This is a genomic window from uncultured Turicimonas sp., assembly GCF_902477955.1.
Taxonomy (GTDB): Bacteria; Pseudomonadota; Gammaproteobacteria; order Burkholderiales; family Burkholderiaceae_F; genus Turicimonas.
The window spans coordinates 41,441-58,754 of sequence record NZ_CABSJB010000018.1 but is presented as its reverse complement, the minus strand read 5'-3'; the positions used below and the strand labels follow the sequence as shown (position 1 = coordinate 58,754).

11 protein-coding genes are annotated in these 17,314 nt (G+C 43.0%); 3 read left to right on the top strand and 8 right to left on the bottom strand.

Annotated elements, in window-relative coordinates:
• The coding region (locus RDK53_RS06835; RefSeq protein ID WP_308513879.1) for an FAD-binding protein at nucleotides 1-883 on the top strand (883 nt) is incomplete at its 5' end.
• A gap of 95 nt (nucleotides 884-978) precedes the next feature.
• On the opposite strand, the gene RDK53_RS06830 is transcribed toward RDK53_RS06835, so the two are convergent.
• Complete coding sequence (locus RDK53_RS06830) at nucleotides 979-2,877, bottom strand: flavocytochrome c (RefSeq protein WP_308513878.1); 1,899 nt, start codon at nucleotides 2,875-2,877, stop codon at nucleotides 979-981.
• 732 nt (nucleotides 2,878-3,609) lie between these two features.
• Between RDK53_RS06830 and RDK53_RS06825 the strand changes: the two genes are divergently transcribed.
• Together RDK53_RS06825 and RDK53_RS06820 are read left to right on the top strand one after the other, a co-directional pair.
• On the top strand, nucleotides 3,610-3,795 hold the full coding sequence (locus RDK53_RS06825; RefSeq protein ID WP_308513877.1) for a hypothetical protein: 186 nt from the start codon (nucleotides 3,610-3,612) through the stop codon (nucleotides 3,793-3,795).
• Between the two features lie 2 nt (nucleotides 3,796-3,797).
• Nucleotides 3,798-4,946 (top strand): ADP-ribosylglycohydrolase family protein, encoded by a 1,149-nt coding sequence (locus tag RDK53_RS06820; RefSeq protein WP_308513876.1) that lies wholly within the window; start codon nucleotides 3,798-3,800, stop codon nucleotides 4,944-4,946.
• 204 nt (nucleotides 4,947-5,150) lie between these two features.
• On the opposite strand, the gene RDK53_RS06815 is transcribed toward RDK53_RS06820, so the two are convergent.
• The 7 genes from RDK53_RS06815 to RDK53_RS06785 form a co-directional block, all read right to left on the bottom strand.
• Nucleotides 5,151-7,004 (bottom strand): DUF262 domain-containing protein, encoded by a 1,854-nt coding sequence (locus RDK53_RS06815; RefSeq protein WP_308513875.1) that lies wholly within the window; start codon nucleotides 7,002-7,004, stop codon nucleotides 5,151-5,153.
• 6 nt (nucleotides 7,005-7,010) lie between these two features.
• Nucleotides 7,011-8,957, bottom strand: a complete 1,947-nt coding sequence (locus RDK53_RS06810; RefSeq protein WP_308513874.1) for a DUF2730 family protein — start codon at nucleotides 8,955-8,957, stop codon at nucleotides 7,011-7,013.
• A gap of 813 nt (nucleotides 8,958-9,770) precedes the next feature.
• On the bottom strand, nucleotides 9,771-12,410 hold the full coding sequence (locus tag RDK53_RS06805) for a dynamin family protein (protein WP_308513873.1): 2,640 nt from the start codon (nucleotides 12,408-12,410) through the stop codon (nucleotides 9,771-9,773).
• Between the two features lie 198 nt (nucleotides 12,411-12,608).
• Nucleotides 12,609-14,147: an integrase domain-containing protein gene (locus RDK53_RS06800; RefSeq protein WP_308513872.1), complete on the bottom strand. Its 1,539-nt coding sequence runs from the start codon at nucleotides 14,145-14,147 to the stop codon at nucleotides 12,609-12,611.
• 663 nt (nucleotides 14,148-14,810) lie between these two features.
• Nucleotides 14,811-15,110 carry an addiction module antidote protein gene (locus tag RDK53_RS06795; RefSeq protein WP_308513871.1) on the bottom strand — a complete coding sequence of 100 codons (300 nt, stop codon included), beginning with the start codon at nucleotides 15,108-15,110 and terminating at the stop codon, nucleotides 14,811-14,813.
• Nucleotides 15,107-15,400, bottom strand: a complete 294-nt coding sequence (locus RDK53_RS06790; protein WP_308513870.1) for a type II toxin-antitoxin system RelE/ParE family toxin — start codon at nucleotides 15,398-15,400, stop codon at nucleotides 15,107-15,109. Before RDK53_RS06790 ends, RDK53_RS06795 begins: the two co-directional genes overlap by 4 nt.
• A 382-nt stretch (nucleotides 15,401-15,782) precedes the next feature.
• Nucleotides 15,783-17,252: a flavocytochrome c gene (locus RDK53_RS06785; protein ID WP_290374555.1), complete on the bottom strand. Its 1,470-nt coding sequence runs from the start codon at nucleotides 17,250-17,252 to the stop codon at nucleotides 15,783-15,785.
• Nucleotides 17,253-17,314: the final 62 nt, after the last annotated feature.

The following is a 17,314-nucleotide window of genomic DNA, read 5'->3' as shown; positions in this document are numbered from 1 at the left end:
AAATGGCAGAGTAACGGGAGTGCTCGTTGAGACCGAGGGCAGAAGGCATGAATTTAAAGCAGACAAAGGCGTAATAATTGCATCCGGAAGTTTTGCGGCCAATAATGAGTTAGTAAAGCAATTTGCTCCTCGGCTTTCAGATCTCACAACCAATAACACGCCCTACAGTACCGGTGAAGTCATGATGGCTGCCCAAAAAATTGGAGCTCAATTAGTTGATATGGAATACATTCAGTGCCTGCCCGGTTGTCCTAAAGGTAAAAAGTACCGAGTACGTTTTCATAATGATGTTTCTTCTTTTATTTTTCTGGATCATGACGGAAAACGCTTTATAAGAGAAGATGCCCCTAGGGACGAATTACGTGATTCGGTTATAGCTCTTCCTCAGGGCTACGCCTATACCTTGATAGACGGAGTAGGTTTTAAAAAAGCAGGAATCCTTGTACAGAAAGAGGCAGTTCTTGCTTTGGAGGGAGGCGAAGCTTGGCGCGCAGATTCCGTTGGCGAACTCGCTAAAAAGCTGGGCATGCAGCCGGAAGTATTGGAAAAGACAGTTGAAGAATATAACGAAGGAGTAAGAAACCGCAACGATAGGCTCGGGAAGAAAATTACTTCTCAAACTCTTGAAATTAAGGAACCGCCTTTTTGGGCAGCCTATGCTGGTATGACTCTGCATTACACGGAGGGCGGGTTAAAAATAAATAAAAATGCTCAGGTGTTAGATAAAGAAAATAAACCTATCGAAGGATTGTTCGCAGCAGGAACGGTAACGGGAGGAATTCACGGTAAAAATCGGCTCGGCGGGAACGGCTTGGCCGATGCTATTGTGTTCGGGCGTACAGCAGGACAACAAGTTGTTCTAAATGCCAAGCCCAAAAATTAGGATTTACCGGAGATCTGAATCTTTCTTTTATCTTCCTCCATTGAAAGGGCCCGCTAAGCGGGCCCGATTAAGTTAAAAATTAGAAATGAGTTGGTTTACTTACCGGCCATTGTTTTAGCAGCAATGTGACCGAAGACCAATGCATCCGGAACGGCGTTGCATCCCACACGGTTTGTACCGTGCACTCCGCCTGTCACTTCACCGGCTGCGTAGAGACCCGGGATGACATTGCCTGCGTCATTTAAAACTTGAGCTTTGGTGTTAATCTTAACGCCGCCCATAGTATGGTGAACGGAAGGAGTCATCAGTGTGGCATAGTACGGGCCGCCTTCATTCAAGCGGTGGTCATCCATGCAGGTTGGACGTCCCATTTCGTCACCGGTGCCTTTTTCACAGAATTCATTCCACTTCTTGACTGTGGCAACCAAGTTCTTACCATTAATTCCGGCTTTCTTCGCCAATTCTTCAAGAGTATCTGCCTTGAAAGATTTTCCGGAATTCAAAATATCTTCAACTTTAACTCCGTAGGCATTTCTTCCGTCCTTGTCGACAAGTGCGCGCTTAGCAGAAGAAATGACATAGAAAACACCGCCGGGCTGAGCGAGGTTGGCTTTTGCTAAGACATCGCGGCGTTCCGATTCATTTACGTAGCGCTTACCGTCTTTATTGACGTAAATGCATGAGTTTTCGCCGAGTTTGAAACTGGTTGCACCTGTAGTTGGATCGCCTGCCGGGAACAACTGGATCCATCCCATTTGAGTCAATCCTGCACCGGCCTTCTTAGCCAATGTAATACCGTCGCCTGTTGCAGAAGGAAGGTTGGTGGACGGAGTAGATGGACCAAGTTTCTTATTCCATAACTCGTCGTATTCGTTGCGCATCTTAACGTTAGCACTGAACCCGCCGGTAGCCAAAAGGACACCGTCTTTTGCGTTCAGTACATAGCGTGTACCGTTCTTATTTTTAGCGAGCACGCCGGCAACTCTACCGTCTTTGATGATTAGGTCGTTAGCTGCAGTTGCGGTAATAATTTGTACAGGAAGCTTCTTAGCCTTGATGTACTCTAAGAAAGTATCAACGTAACCGACACCGGACTTGAAGTTAGTAGCACGTTGGGTGCGAGGCCAAAGAGCTCCGACAAATTGGTTAGCTTTACCGTTCCAGTTGACACCCATGGATGCAAGCTCTTCCATCATTGGACGAACATTTTGGGTCAACGTGTACACAAGCTCTAAATTGGCCTTTTTATCACCTGATTTCCAGGTTTGCAATGCGTGCAGTTCCGGGGAGTCGAATAATTTGTCGGAGCCGGAGGCATTATATTCTTCCCATTGTTTCTTAACCTTGTTGAGAAGCTCTTCGTGAAGAGGATTCAAGACCTTTTCGGCAAGAATTCCTTCGACGATCTTCTTCTGTCCTTCAGTCATTTTGATATTTTCTTGATGGACATTTGCTACATTGAAACAGCCGCCGGAAACAGAGGTATTTCCGCCGACGAAGCCGTTTTTCTCAACAAGAACCACTTTCTTACCGGCTTTACCGGCAGTTACTGCAGCAGAGAGGCCGGCACCGCCGCCGCCAACAATAACTACATCTACATTCTCAGTAATGGTTTCGTTGTGCATTGCAGGTTTTGGAGCTGCTTTGCTGAAGTTCTTCACGTCTAAGCCGGCTTCTTTCAGGCATTTGTTTACTGCGCCTTTGATCGCAAAGCTAGATAATGTTGCACCGGAAATATTATTCACGTTGGTAGTCTGGTACTTAACAATTTCCGGGATTAATTCTGTCTTGGTTTGATCAGCTACCGGATGAGTTTCCGACCAATCTAAAACTTTAACTGAAGCAATTTTGCTGTCTTTAATAACGACCTGGACTTTGATTGAGCCATTACGGCCAACTTCGCTCGCTACATAAGTACCGTCTTTAGCAATGGCAGAAGAAGTTATTCCAAGAGACAACAAAACCGCTGAGGCAATGATTGTAAGTTTTTTCATCAGTTTCTCCTTAAAGGACAAAGACAGTATAGATTTCCGAGACTTTTCTGAAAATTGAATCTTGGTTCTAGTACTTTGGTTCTAGATGTAGTTGGGCTGCACTTTAGATTCTTTCTTACAGCTGAAAATGCCGAAGGCTATTTGAAGACCTTGGTGTTTATGTACAGGACTTGGAATAGGACTGGATAATTAATTACAAAGCTGAAGCCGACGATGCCGGTGATGAGATGTGGTCTAGCCTACTGAGACGATTCCCTCAGATGTATATCTTCATAGAGACAATCTTTCAGGAGAATGTTTTACAGGCTCAACTGAGAAAAAACACAGATGCGAGCTTGATTAAAAAATTAACTCTTAACTATTTTTTGTGAACGAAGTAGATAGTTACAGCGGTCATTGCCAGAACGACCCCTACGCCCACAGCTAATGTGGCCATCCAAATCCACAAGTTCATTTTCGATATCCCTCTTTAATAACAAATGCCCAAAGAAGTCGATAAGGAAAATTCTAAACCCGCCAAGGGTTCTCGGGGGCGCCTCCCTGACTTTGCCGTTTGGTATATGAAAAATATCATAATCGATTTGCTTGCCCCTAAGAGAGGAGTAGGCAGGCCTAAAAAAGAAAATCGCCAGGGAATTGACATTGAGAAAGCTTCAAACGGCCAATAGATTGCTATAGGGCAGAAAGTTGAGAAAGTTTTAATTTAATATTTACTGCCCAAAGGGCACAAAAATGCTTTATGCCGAACATGGCAAAGGCGCGGGTAAAGATTGGGACGGAGAAAGGAGCCAAGCCACTTTTGGGCATGAGTTGGAAACAATAATTCAACGAGGTACAAAATTTCGGATTGCCAAAGTTGAAAAAAGTTCAAAAGGAATTTTTATTGATATGGAAGTTGTGGAGCAAATTAAGGAGTAAATATGGGACAGCCAAGACCAAGATGGGAAAAGGAGGTATGGACAGGACGCCATCCTAACCCACTGGCATGCAATACATGTATATTTAGGGCAACAATTTCCCAAAACATTTTATTAGACAGAGCAGATACGGATACTTGTGAAGTATATAAACAGCCAGACCGTAAGCCAAATGATGTTTATTGGGACGGTGCGCCATGCGAATATTATGAGGCTGTCGATGACAAGCCACAGGCTCTATTGCTGGGGCTGGCGGTTGGGGATGCCCTTGGCGTTCCAGTTGAATTCAAAGAACGTGGCTCTTTCCAAGTGAAAGGGATGTTGGGATACGGAACGCATAACCAGCCAGCCGGAACATGGTCTGACGACACATCGCTTGCTTTGATACTTGCTGATAACCTTGGAACGGAAGGCATTTTTTGGAAAGACCTTGCAAGGTCATTTGTCGAATGGCGAGATAAAGGCGAATTTACCCCGCATGGAAAGGCGTTTGACATTGGCAATGCCACAAACTGGGCAATAATCAGGCTAAAAAAAGGCATTGAGCCAACAAAAGCTGGCGGAAAAGATGAGCGCGACAATGGAAACGGCAGCCTGATGCGCATTGCGCCTCTTGTGTTTTATATGTTTGGCAAAAAACCGCAAGAGCGGTATGAGATTACAAAAAATGTGTCGTCTGTTACCCATGCCCATCCAATTTCCATTACTGCATGTTTTATTTATATTGAATTTTTGCGCCTTTTGTCTTTTGGCAGAAGCAAGAAAGTGGCATACACAGAATTGAGGGAAAATTTCGTGTATTACAAAAAATTTCTTGATAAATCCGCGCTTGCCAAATTTGAACGTATTCTGAATGGAGATGTCTCCACATTGAAGGAAAGTGAAATCAAAAGCACCGGCTATGTGGTGGACACACTGGAAGCGGCATTATGGTCATTTTTGATAACCCGCAATTATGGCGAGGCTGTGCTGAAAGCGGTGAACTTGGGAGATGACACCGACACCACCGGTGCTGTTACCGGTGCGATGGCCGGATTGCATTATGGATTGAAAGACATTCCCCAAGACTGGCTGGACAAGCTGGCGAAGCGTGAATTTATCCGCGACATAGCCATCAAGATGCCGAGGTGGGATTTGCTCCCAAGTGCGTAAATAGTCCGCATAGTCTGCCTGTGTTACAGGCAAAACCCTCTTTTAATGCGATCCTACAAGAAGAGCAAAACCAAGAAGGTCAACTTTGATGGATTCACCATTCATCCATGGTTCGGCGTCAAACACATTCTAGAAGGATTGCGTTGGCGCCAGAACCGTTCCTTCTGAAAAATTTAATGGAAACGACTTCGCCTTCGGACGATATTAAATTTTTTTTGCTTTTTCGCATAGTGCGAATTCATCGTCGGTGAGGAAGTGGGCCCAAAATATTGTCAAGAAGATAATCAAATCATCCACGGAGGTACCTGGTTTACGTTGTTTTGTGACAAGGGAGGTGAAAACCAATTTCGGAAGATAATAGCGAGAAAGATCCCGACAGTATTTTTCAATATAGTTTGTTTTGCCGTCAATCGGTTGATTACTGAGTGAAGCGTTATCGGAGCCGGGAATCAAGCACAAGTTTCCGAACCAGTTTAAAAATTGAGGGTTTGCATTTTGGTGATTTTCTTGCGCTACCCAATGTTCGACTTGATCACAGTAAGAGGGAATTCCTCCTTTTAATGAGCCGTCCTGACCATAGATGCTTCGGAGTTCTTCGAAAATCTTGTTTCCGTCAGATTTTTGATCCTCAAATATGTTGATGATGTCGTTTGCTTTATTCCAGGCGTTTAAAAAGGCTCCGTGTATTTCGTTGTGTTGCGTCAGGCAATAGAGAAGCAACCAGTCAGATATCCATAGCTCTCTACGTGAAGGGCGCTTGGCAAGCTTCAGTTTTTTTATTTCTACTAACCCTGTTAATGGGCGCAGAACTTTTTTCAATTCTCCCAAAGAACCTGTTGCGTTTTGTAAGAAGTCTTCTGCATAGAGGTCCTCTAAGGTCTTTTTACATATTTCGACCTCATTGGTTTCTCCCGAGTCCGAGTGTTCGACAAAGTTCTTGAAGAGATAAGCACAATTATTGGAACTAATCCAATAGTCATATGCCATTGAATAAACTTGGAAATCGAATAATAAGGGATTTCTTGCGTGAGTGTCTGCTAATTCTATATTCGGACGCCGAATGAGGAGGTCTTTTTCTTTGACCCCATTTTGTATCTTCTCAAATTTGTCGAAAATATTTTTTAAGTTCTTCTGATTTGTCGCGGATTCTTTCCACTTTTCCTTTAATGCATCATTGGATTTGCAATCTCGTTTTTCAGCTAAATAGTACTTTTTTTCCTGAGGATTCGCTGCGAAGCAAGCGATTGCTAGAAGTTGGCGGAGCCTCCACTCAAAATCTTCCTCATCGAATTCAAAACCGGGGCCTGTGGAAAAAAGCCAGCCTTCCGGGTCTTTTTCATATTTATCCTTTTCTTTAGAGAAACCTGTATTGTCTCCAATCAATTGCAATGCAACAGAGTTTTTAAGATTTTTCCAAAAGGTACCTTCAGTGGGGATGATTCCGTTTCTTATGCAATATGCCTTGAAAGTATCAAAAGTCGAAAGCTCTTTGCTGTCAACATTTATTTTTTCGAAGATTTGCTCCGCATTGGAATAGTCAGAGGAATAAACCACCCAGTTGAATTTTGCATTTTTTATCCCGAGGGAAAGAAAAGAAACCTCTTGGACTTCTGTCTCTCCATCTTTCCATGCAAAGAACTCTCTTGAATAAGAAACATATTCAGTTTTAAGCCCATCAATGGATATTTTTATACCTTTCTGAAGGGCTGGGTCATTGAAATCTGAGGTAAACAAGGCAGAAAGGCGCTGTTGTCCGTCAATAACAATAAATTTCTTCTTGCATGATGATTCTTGGAGTTGAGGAGACTCAAGCAAGACAATAGTCCCTAAGAATGTCTCCTGATCTTCATAAGAGGCTTTAAATTCGCTTATGAGACTTTGATCCCAAGAAAGATCTCTCTGAAAAAGTGGGATTTGAAGTTCTACTTCTGTACATTTCGAGGTAGCCAACTCATCCGCTTTGCAAGAAGCCCTTTTGTTTACTTCACCAACAAATTCTTCTAAGTTCTTGAAAAGGAAAGTTTGAATACTTGAGCTATTAGTGTTCTTATTATCCATAAGTTTCTACCATAAAGTTTTCAAGGTTTTGAGGGGGCCTTTTTCCGGATCTGCTTTTGTTCTAATTTCTTTAATAAAGCTCTTAAGGGAACCATTATTTGTGATCACAGCCGCAGACAATCTTTTAACCGCAATGGAGAACGTTGGAGAAAGGACAATTATTGGTCCAGCCTCATAGACTCCGGAATTAGGCACGACCTTATCCCATCGGTGAAGATCTCCATGCAAACTGCTCCAAAGAATTTCATGGAGTAGACTTTTGTACTTGGCTTGCTTCTCGAGGGTTTGGACGTCATTCTCGAGGGTTTGGACGTTATTCTCGAGGGTTTGGACGTTATTCTCGAGGGTTTGGACGTTCTTCTTGAGGGTTTGGACGTTCTTCTTGAGGGTTTGGACGTTATTCTTAAGGGGTTGGACGTTATTCTTAAGGGTTTGGACGTCATTCTCGAGGGTTTGGACGTTCTTCTTAAGGGTTTGAACGTCATTCTTAGAGGCGCCAATTGCGAAACGCAATTCGAATAGGAGGGCTATACATAAAATGCATAGCAACATCCCTGAGTTAATTAAAATGTAGCAAAAAGAGCCATTGTTTTTTTCTGTGGGCCATCTAAGCTTTCTGCTTGTTAAGTAGTCGGTTTTGAACTCCAGGATTGCCTCGAAGGTCAGACCTATCCAGTCCTTAGGTAGCTCATGGACTTTTTCAGAGTCTTTTTCAAGGTCTTGGAAAGACTTGTTAAAAAAGTTAATAAAATCTTGGTGATATTTCAGAAGATCCTTGGCTGTTTGAAAAAAGCTGCATCCGGGGCGAATGGCAAAAACGGATCTTAAAAGATCTTTTCCTTTTAACGCCTCTTCTTTTGACCGATTACAAGAGAGGTCCTCAAACAAATCGGCTTCTGAATTCTGAAGGCGCTGCAGACCAAGGGGAATGTTCTGCCAAAATTCGTCAAAAACAGGGACTGCTAATTCACTATTGTGCCGGTTGCGTCCCCCAAAAATTACTTGTTGGAATGTATTGAAAAAACCCTCGAAGCCGTAAAACGCATCGTCCCAATTGGAATTTGCAATAAAGTTTTCTACTGTATATTTTCGTAACTTCCTTTTTTCATACTTAGGAGGGTGCACAAATGCCCCAGGGGATTCTGAATCTCCTGAAACAGTCTGCGAGGATAATTCTTTTCTTAATTTTTGTCCTTCAGGATCTATCGGACTTTCTCGGTAATCCTCAAAGGAAGTACTTTTTCTTAAATAGTTTAATCTCCAGGCTTCAATTGCGTATCGAAGATCATACGACGGTTTAGGGTGGCCGAGATTCTTCCAGTAGTTGTTTGATTCATTGAGTACATCCGAATAGTGAAGTGCCTTAAGCAACTGTCCGGGGGAAAGTTTGACGCCAAGGGCATTACTTCGTTTGTAGTATTCAAGAGCTCTCTTTTTGTCATCGAAAACAAAAAAAGACACCTTTATCTTGTCTGGTGTAAAAACAGAGGCACTTTCTTTTGAAATTTCTGGAGAAGATTTCAAAAAAAGATAATTCTTATGAATCTGAATCAGTGAGGGAAGGTCGGCCTCTTTCAGCCTCTGCTTTAACAGTCCTAGAAAGCTATTTTTTTCAGGTTTTTGACCGAACACCTCGAGAGCGATCAGTAGAGAGAGGAGCCTTTGTTGACCGTCTACTATTTCGATTTTTTGACTATTTTTCTCTATAAGTAAGACAAGAGTGCCAATTTGCGACTCAAGTGAGTCTTTGCTGCTCAGAAATCCCGTAATGAAACTGTTAGCGGTGACTTCATTCCAGCAGTAACCGCGCTGGTAGTCAGTAAGTCTTACCGAGTTTGGCTCTTCCCCGTTGAAGTACGGTTTAAAAAATTCCAAATCATTCAGAAATCGTTGGGATAGGTCGTAAAGACTCACACCATTTTCATTTCTTTCTGTTTGTTGGTCTTGGCTCATATGCTATTTCCTCGATTGGAGTGTCTTACGCGTAGGGAGTCGATGAGGAGGCTTTGGAAGAAATAAAAAATAAATGCAAAGATCTTTCCTTTGTTTCTTTTAGACCTTTAAATCATCCAAGGCATCGTATTTAAAACCCGGGAGGTTAATTATCGAATAAGAGTTGACCAATTTATCAGAAATATTGCACGAACTCATAAAAGTTTTCCTAAGTGTATTTATGAATTTTTTGAGCACCAACTAGATAAAGTGCTTTATCAGGGGTGCAAACCTTTTACTGCTTAGCCAGGGCGTTACAAATGTCGTTATCCGTTTTCTGTTCTATTGGAAAAAGCTTATAGAAAAGCTTTGTTACATACGGCGTCAGAAATTCCTTCTCAATGAATTCTTCTTTGAGGCAGCCTTCATGCTTAACCAGTCTGCCTCGGTAAAGGTCGAAACTCAGTCCAAAAGCTTTTATGCATCTTTCAATCAGATAATCCGATTATGGCCTCGCTTTCTTTTGAATTTCGTAATAGTTGAGGAATCCCAATGGAGCAGGATTGTGAATTTGGCCATCTTTAGCCAAGAACCAAATCAGCATAAAGACAGCCCCGACACTTTCTTCTGTTGTTTAGCGCGTAAGTCAAAACTTCCGTCAGGAAGTTTTCAGTAGGCGTAAGATTTTCGTGAGGTTTATTTTTAATCAAGTTAATTAAAAAATCCGGCATAGTTGTCCTTTTTGCAATATTTATAAAATTCTCGCAGACCTCTTAGCCTTTAAGTAAAAACTTTTTCAGCCCATCTTCTACGCGGCTGCTAACCCGGGGTCTGCTAGAGAGCCTGGGCTCTTTTAATCAGTTCTCTAATCTGCGTAGACGTACTTTCAAGCTCTTGGAGTTTCTCATCTCTGAGTTTTCGACAAAGTTTCTCATAGGATTCGAGCATGTTTATTTCTTCTGCGAGGCTGCGAAGCGGCGGGATTAGGTTCTCTTTAATGGCACTCTTGTAAGAATCCGTTATCTGATCTAACTGAGAGCATAAGAGCTCGGAAAGCTGACCTTTTTGTGTTCCGGCCCACTCTTCAATCAGATCCTGTTTTTTCTCAAGTAGATTTTTTTTGCACCGTTCTTTGTTCCCAAGTTTATGCAACGCAAATAGGGCCGCTCCGGAAACAGCAATGATTGGTAAAAGCACACTTGCCGATTTAAAAATAGTAGTTCCGACAGCTATGATTCTTTCCTTTTTGTTGTCGGTACCAAGAAAGGTTTGAAATCCCAGAACTGCGCTGTTTTCTAATAGGGTATTGGCTTTGGTCAACAGCTTTTTGCAAGCAAGCTCCCGATCCGAAACTCCTAAAATATTGCCGTAGGCAGATTGCACCACGTTTTGCAATGACTTCATCGTCGCAAGCGAGCCATCCGTGAATGTTTGCACCTTCTTTTCGTAGCCTAGAAGAATATGTTGGCTGTTCTGATTTAGCTGATTAATACTGTCAGAGACTATCTTCGGAAAGATAACCTGGTCAAATTGGATCCACGACTCCGGAGAGAACAGTTCTTCATCATCTAAGATGTTGGCATACTCCTTAGCAGCTTGCGAAGCTTGCCCTATAGAAATTGTCTGCCAGTCGTCAACAAGAACAGTTAGTTGCGTTTTGAGGGTATTAATGTCCTCTACAACATTTTTAGATATGGTGACGATTTGTTCGGCTGTTGCGTTGAATGCATTTCGTAGAGCTTGCGTTCTCTTGCCAAGAAACTCGATTTCAAAAGAGGAGGGCAAAAGCATCTCTTCCTGCTTTTTCTGCACTTCCCAAAGCTCTTTTACTTCTTCTAGTGCCAAAATCACTTTCTTCAATAGTTGTTGTTGCTCCTCTTGAGAGTTTTCAAGCGCGGCTTTATGGGAGGAGATAAGCGCATCAGAAAGTTGCGATAGTTTCTTCAAATCTGAGGAAAATAAGCTTTGCCCTAGATCTCCGGAAACACAGTTTTTGAGGTTAACGCAATCCAGAAAGATTCTATTCATTCCGAGCTCTTTTGCCTTGGCAAGAAGTTCTCCGGCCAATTCCACAGATTTGATTACTCCATCCCGGCTCGAAAGCAGATCTGGAGAGCTCACCACACAGGCAACTGAGGTTCCTCTTCCGGCTTTTGCGAGTCGTTCCATTAAATAGGCTTCAGAAGCCGACTCGGGATGTAACGCACTTACGCACAGCAAAAGGCAATCTCCTTCAAGACATTTTTCATAAGACTGGAAGTTTCGAAACGAGTTTTTAGAATTCAGTGCAGGGGTATCGATGAGCTTAATGCCGGTTTTTAAAAAGGCTGACGGGAAGCTGATTCTGACTTCTTTTACAAAGGCGCTCTCCGGCGAGCTAAGAGAGGTGTATTTGTGCAACTCTTTAGGATTTTTTAAAGTAAGAGGCGCTTGTTTTTTCCAAGGTTGTAAGTTCGCGCCAGTGGCTTCTACTGCCGCTTGGGCTAAATTATATTCAGCCTCTGAAAGAAATGACACCTTCGCTTTAAAGGAGTTCCCCCAACCAATCGTCATTGGCACTGCTGTCTCAGGAACAACTTCTTGGATCGCAGCAAGTTTTTCACCGATTAAGGCATTAAATAGAGAGCTTTTCCCGCGTTTAGATTCCCCGACGATGACAACCGTAAATTCCTTTTCTGCAAGCAACACGATTATGTCTTCGCACTTTGCGGCTAATGCCAGGAAGTTCTCTGACTTAAAGCGCTCAATGGCTTGAGTTAATCCTTCATCTAATGGGCGGAAGATCGGTTTTACCCTTCGTTCTGATTTGGTAGTTAACAATGAGCAGATCTTCAGAGTTTGAAGCTCACGTACAAGTTTGACTGCAGCATTGCAGGAATCTAGGTATTCAGCAGACTTTTTCTGCTGTATGGCTATTTGTTTGAGTGACTCGATCTTTTGGCATTCCTGCTTCACCAAAGGTTCAATGGCAGACTGGTCCGCGTCTTTAGAAAAAAGTGAGGAGAAGTACTTTATGGGTAAAGAGCATAAGTCGGAGAAAGAATTTTCGACGCTTTCCAGAAAGGACGTTTCGCTCTTTTCAATGGTTTCTTGAATCCAATCTGCTTTAAGCGGCAATAGATCCTGCAGGATTTCTCCATAAAGCTTTTTGGCCTCTCTACTTAATGGCTCCAAAGATTCTTCGAACTCTTTTTCACTGAACCTATTTTTTTCGTCCTCGCTGGCTTTGAAGAAAAGAGTGCATATCTGCTGCTCAGGGAGCTTTTTATCCTCAAAAAGAGAATCGATTTTGAGCACCTCTTCTAGGTGACTAAGAACGTTGTGGGTCGTTAGACTATTTTCTCTTATGGCCGCGGCAAGAACTTTCACAAATAAGCAGTCGGAGTCCTTTATCGTAGGGGATTGAATTACTAGGTCCGCTTTTGCTATTAGACAAGATTCGTCCAAGTCTTTGGTGGTTTTCTTAAGAAACATGGTCTTTTGTTATTGAGGCTAATTATGAACTTTCAGATCGAGAAGTTTTCTTAATATTTTAACGACTTGTTCACGTTTTGCTAGGCGATATCAATGTTGGGTCGACAAGAAAAACACCGCCCTACAATGACACCGCTTTTTTATCCCATGCCAATTGGCTGAAAATCTTCATAAAGAGAAGGGGGTGAAATCTCATTTTTATTTAGACGAAGCGTTATAGCTTCCACCGTCAATTTTCTGTTTTAAAGAAAAATGTTTATAGAAAAGCTTAGTGATGTACGCCGTGAGAAGTTGCTTCTCAATGAATTCTTCTTTGAGGCAGCCCTCGTACTTAACCAGTATGTCTCGGTAAAGGTCAGGACTAAGTCCAAAAGCTTTTATGCATCTTTCAATCAGATAATCCGATGACGGCGTCGCTTTCTTTTGAATTTCGTAATAGTTGAGAAATCCTAATAGAGCAGGATTGTGAATTTGGCCGTCTTTATTCAAAAACCAAATCAGCATGAATACCGCCCCTTTGGAATCAATCTGAAAATACTCCCTCAGCCAACAAAGCAAAAGAGTAGGGGCTGAGCTCAATGTTGCCAGTGGATGCGCCAGTCTTTTGACGAGTCCTTGTGCGGCTTCTTTTCCCACAGGTTCAAATCCTCCGGCATAGACGCCGGTGACGTCTTTTCTGTAGTGGCCTAATGCTAAAGAAACGCTTTCGTGCATTTCTTCAGCCGACAGTTTTTTGAAGCTGATGTCTGCTTCAGCAACGGCCCGAAGAAAAGTTTGAGCAAAAGAATGCCGGAAACTGTACACAGAGCCGTTAAAGTCCGCATTGCAGATGCCGCAGCTTCTTGCATTGGCAATAGGCTTTCTGGTTGCTGTTTCTAGATTATCTTCATTGGACTTTAGAGTCCGAAGTCCATTGATGGAAGCAAACTGCTGAATAATCTGCGCACACATAACTTGTGTTTCTTCATGAAGCAGAATAGTTCTAGGTCGTCCTCCCTTAGAACCGGACTTCGCTTTTATTTCCACTTTCCCAAGTGCGTCAAGATCTCGATGAAGGTATTGCTTAAGATGAATGCAATGGTGGGGATCAAGTCCGCAAACTTCCTTATCTCGTAATCCAAAAGCGGCCATCGCCAAAAGTTGAATGCCAAAGAGTAAATCACGAGCAAAGGCTCTTTTCAAGACATCAAAAATTTGCTCCGAACTCATAACGGTATTTCGGCTCATCGGAGGTTTTCCTCTGACGACATCCGGAGCAAGCATGGTTAAATAAGCTCCGGAAGATCTAACCATTCCTTTTTTGCCGATCCATAACTCGAAAAACTTCAGCATAGAAACGGCATTCTCAACGTAGCGCACGATGGAACCGTGAGGTTCTTCAGACTCTTTTCTAGCCTGGATTTTTTCGTTAAGAAACCAGTGGATGTGTTTAGGTTTGAGATTCCTCGGATCAGCCCCGAACTGATCATTAACCGCCTGAAAGAATTCCCGATAAAAAGACTTTCTTTTCTTACTCGTTAAGACGGAACAATTCTTAGATTTAACTGCATGAAAAGAGTTGTAGTAGGAGCAAAGTTCTTCGATGATAGTCTCCCAACGGTCTTTACCTCTAGGGATACCCGGAAGACAGGATTGGTTTGGCGGAAAGAATCCTTTCCACTTTCTCCGGTGGTACTGATGGGTTTGAGTCCTTCGGTTGTTTTGTCTCTGCTGTTCTAAAAAATTCGAGTTCGTCATAAAAGAAGGTGAGAGGCTCCGCCTCTCACGAAGCATTAGTTTGAACCGTCTGTGCGGCAATAATTTAAGTGAGTTTTCTCTGCTGTCAGCTCAACTAAGTTATCTGAACAGCTTTATCCGTGTATTTCTACTATCGGGGAAGAAGTAAGTACCGAATAAAGTCCCGGTACCGCTCGGCCCTATACTCAGTTCATTGTCCGACGAGTGTATAGCGAAGCATGAATCGATCTCGTCAAGGCAGGCTTTGACAATCCGTCTGATCGAAGAAGAAGCGGCTTTCCCGCTTACAGACTAATAAGGGGTGGAATATAAACGAAAAATTTCAGTCAGCTTCGGAAAAATAGTTAAAGGAATTTGCTGCCTGCTAGTTTTTTGTTTCTCAATTGCTAGCGCTGTTTCTTAGAGCCTGGGCATGCTGAAACGTGGGCTGCGATGAAAATATTGCGCAGACGAAGCGGGGATATACCACTGTATGCTCTGGCCGAGAAAGGATTTTAGATGTTGAGGATGCAGTAGCAACGAGGCTTCGAAGTGCCTAAAGCACCACCCTTTTCGTTCACGACTCAACTTTATGAAAGCGAAGTGGGGAAGAACGACTTGTGATTTTTGCAAGGATCAAGTTTTTCAACTCTGCAAAAACGGTAAAACGGATGCTTATCTCGCTCAGCTGGCAGAAGACGGCTGAGCGCAGACCGTGAGGTCAATTCCTAAAGTATTGAGGACAGCGATAACTGTTTGAAGTGTGGGATTGCCTTTGTCACTTAAAGAGCGGTACAGGCTTTCTCGACTTAAAGAGGTCTGGCGAGCAATGTCGCTCATGCCTTTGGCTTTAGCCGCGATTCCGATTGCATCGGCAATATGCTGTGGATCGCGACTTGAAAAAGCTTCAGAGAGAAAAGCAAGAATTGCTTCGTCACTTTTTAAGTATTCAGCAGGATCAAAAGGAGAGAATGTAATGGTCATGGTAATTCCTTTGTTAATTCTTTTGCTTTCTTAATGTCTTCTCGTTGACTGGATTTATCTCCACCAGCAAGAAGAAATACAATTGTTTCATTGCGAACTGTATAGTAAATTCTGTAGCCGGAACCGAATTTCAGGCGCATCTCAAAAACACCTTCACCGACAGACTTATGGTCTCCAAAGTTGCCTTGGCTCACTCGGCTTAAGCGGTCAACAATGCGACCTTGGATTACAGGGTCTTTTATTTTTTTAAACCACGAATCAAACAAAGATGATTTAATAACTTGCATCATGGATAAAATTGTAGCATATAAGCTACACGAGGCATCATGCTGCTTACACAAAAGGGCAGCTTTTTACTGCAGATGAAAGTTATTTTTGTAAACAATTTCTTCATTCAGTACAGGACCATGCGTTGGATTAAAAATTGATTGGACAACTCTCAAACAAAGGATTTATCAAAAATTCTCAGGCCTAAAAGTCACCTTTGTTTCCATACTGTCTTCTACAGTGGATATCTAGGAAAAATCTTTTCAGTTGTTCTTTCAGAACAAAAGGCTTTCTGCTGCGTTATTTTCTTAGACCACTTTCCTAAAATTTTCTAGCCTTTAACCAAGCATTCCAAAAATAGCAAAAGGTCCCGAAGGACCTCTTGAGCAAAGCTATATTAAAAGACTAGAGCTTAGATACTTGAATACCGCAAAGTCTTCCAAATGTGAAAATATCGCAGATAGCGTTTCCGCCGAGACGATTAGTTCCATGAATACCGCCGGTCACTTCACCGACAGCATATAAGCCGTCAATCGGTTTGCCGTATCTGTCAATAACTTGGCTGTGCGGATTAATGACAACACCGCCCATTGTATGGTGAACGCTCATACCTGAATAACCGGCCCAGAACGGAGCTTTTTCAATCTTAGTCAGGTTGCGAGGAGCCTTGCCTAACTTGTCTTTCTGAGCATCGACACCGGCATTAAATTCATCAATTGTTGCTCTCAGAGCCTTAGGATCAACGCCCATTTTCTGAGCTAGCTCTTCAATAGTATTGGCTGTCCAAGCATCGCCCGTTTCCAGGCCTTTCTTAGCCATGTCTTGATGACCTGGATTCAAATCGCCGAAGCCTCTGGAGTCAACGATGGCATAGCCGGTTTGTTTCGGAAGGCCGAGAACGGCGTCACGAATATTGTCGCGTCTTTCGTCTTCACGAATAAATCTCTTGCCGTCCGGACCAACCATAATGAAGTTCTTGGCATATAAGTGAAGAATGATTCTCTGTTTTCTTCCCGGAGGGCAGCCTGGATTACACTGGATGAAGTCCATACCAACGGTGTCGGCACCGATATCTTGCATCAACGGAATCAAATCGCCGGTAGAGCAGGGAAGGTTAGTTGTGGTGAGATTCAGCATGCGAGGATCATATTTGGCACGCATCTGAGGATTTGCACCGTAACCGCCGGTGGCAACGACAACAGCCTTGTTAGCTTTGACTGTCTTGTGGTTTCCGTCTTTGTCAACATATTCTGCGCCAATTACTTTGCCGGACAGTTGGTTTTCACGGAATAAGCGGACAACACGAGAGTTAGTCAGGATCTGAACGCCTGCTTTGTCGCATTGAGGTTTGAGAACTTTGATGTAGTCGCTGCCTAAAGAACCGAATGGTGCGTGGCAGCGTGGATAAAGACCGCCGTAAATTTGGTAGACGTCATCTTTGAACTTCATACCCATGTCCTGAAGCCACTTAACGGCATCATAAGAGTTAGCGGTCATGGTCTTCACGAGTTCAGGATTTGCACGTCCGTCGCCGCCTGCTAAAGTTTGTTCTGCATGCAGTTCTGGGCTGTCCTGAATATTCTGTTTCTTCTGACGAACAGGGTCAACGGAGTTAAAACCGCCGCCGGAAATAGAAGTGTTGCCTCCTACGAACGGCATTTTTTCAAGAATAAGAATGTTCTTGACACCGTTTTGAGATGCGGATACAGCAGTGGCTAAGCCTGCACCGCCTGCACCGATAACCAAAAGGTCGGCAGTCTGGTCCCATTTCTGAGGAGCTGCGTCAGCTGCATGAACTGCAGAGGGCAAAGCAATCGAAGTAAGAAGACCGGCTGCGGTGCTTCCTAAAAAACTTCTGCGGGATAATTTTGACATTTGTTTTCTCCTTGGAAGGTTTGATACCTTAAGGAGAATGCTACAGACTAGCTTTTCTTCTG

What these genes read in the sequence shown, in the direction of transcription:
- RDK53_RS06830 (WP_308513878.1), bottom strand. Translation starts at nt 2,877, where the DNA reads ATGAAAAAACTTACAATCATTGCCTCAGCGGTTTTGTTGTCTCTTGGA.
- RDK53_RS06795 (WP_308513871.1), bottom strand. Translation starts at nt 15,110, where the DNA reads ATGACCATTACATTCTCTCCTTTTGATCCTGCTGAATACTTAAAAAGT.
- RDK53_RS06810 (WP_308513874.1), bottom strand. Translation starts at nt 8,957, where the DNA reads ATGAGCCAAGACCAACAAACAGAAAGAAATGAAAATGGTGTGAGTCTT.
- RDK53_RS06815 (WP_308513875.1), bottom strand. Translation starts at nt 7,004, where the DNA reads ATGGATAATAAGAACACTAATAGCTCAAGTATTCAAACTTTCCTTTTC.
- RDK53_RS06790 (WP_308513870.1), bottom strand. Translation starts at nt 15,400, where the DNA reads ATGATGCAAGTTATTAAATCATCTTTGTTTGATTCGTGGTTTAAAAAA.
- RDK53_RS06800 (WP_308513872.1), bottom strand. Translation starts at nt 14,147, where the DNA reads ATGACGAACTCGAATTTTTTAGAACAGCAGAGACAAAACAACCGAAGG.
- RDK53_RS06805 (WP_308513873.1), bottom strand. Translation starts at nt 12,410, where the DNA reads ATGTTTCTTAAGAAAACCACCAAAGACTTGGACGAATCTTGTCTAATA.
- RDK53_RS06825 (WP_308513877.1), top strand. Translation starts at nt 3,610, where the DNA reads ATGCTTTATGCCGAACATGGCAAAGGCGCGGGTAAAGATTGGGACGGA.
- RDK53_RS06820 (WP_308513876.1), top strand. Translation starts at nt 3,798, where the DNA reads ATGGGACAGCCAAGACCAAGATGGGAAAAGGAGGTATGGACAGGACGC.
- RDK53_RS06785 (WP_290374555.1), bottom strand. Translation starts at nt 17,252, where the DNA reads ATGTCAAAATTATCCCGCAGAAGTTTTTTAGGAAGCACCGCAGCCGGT.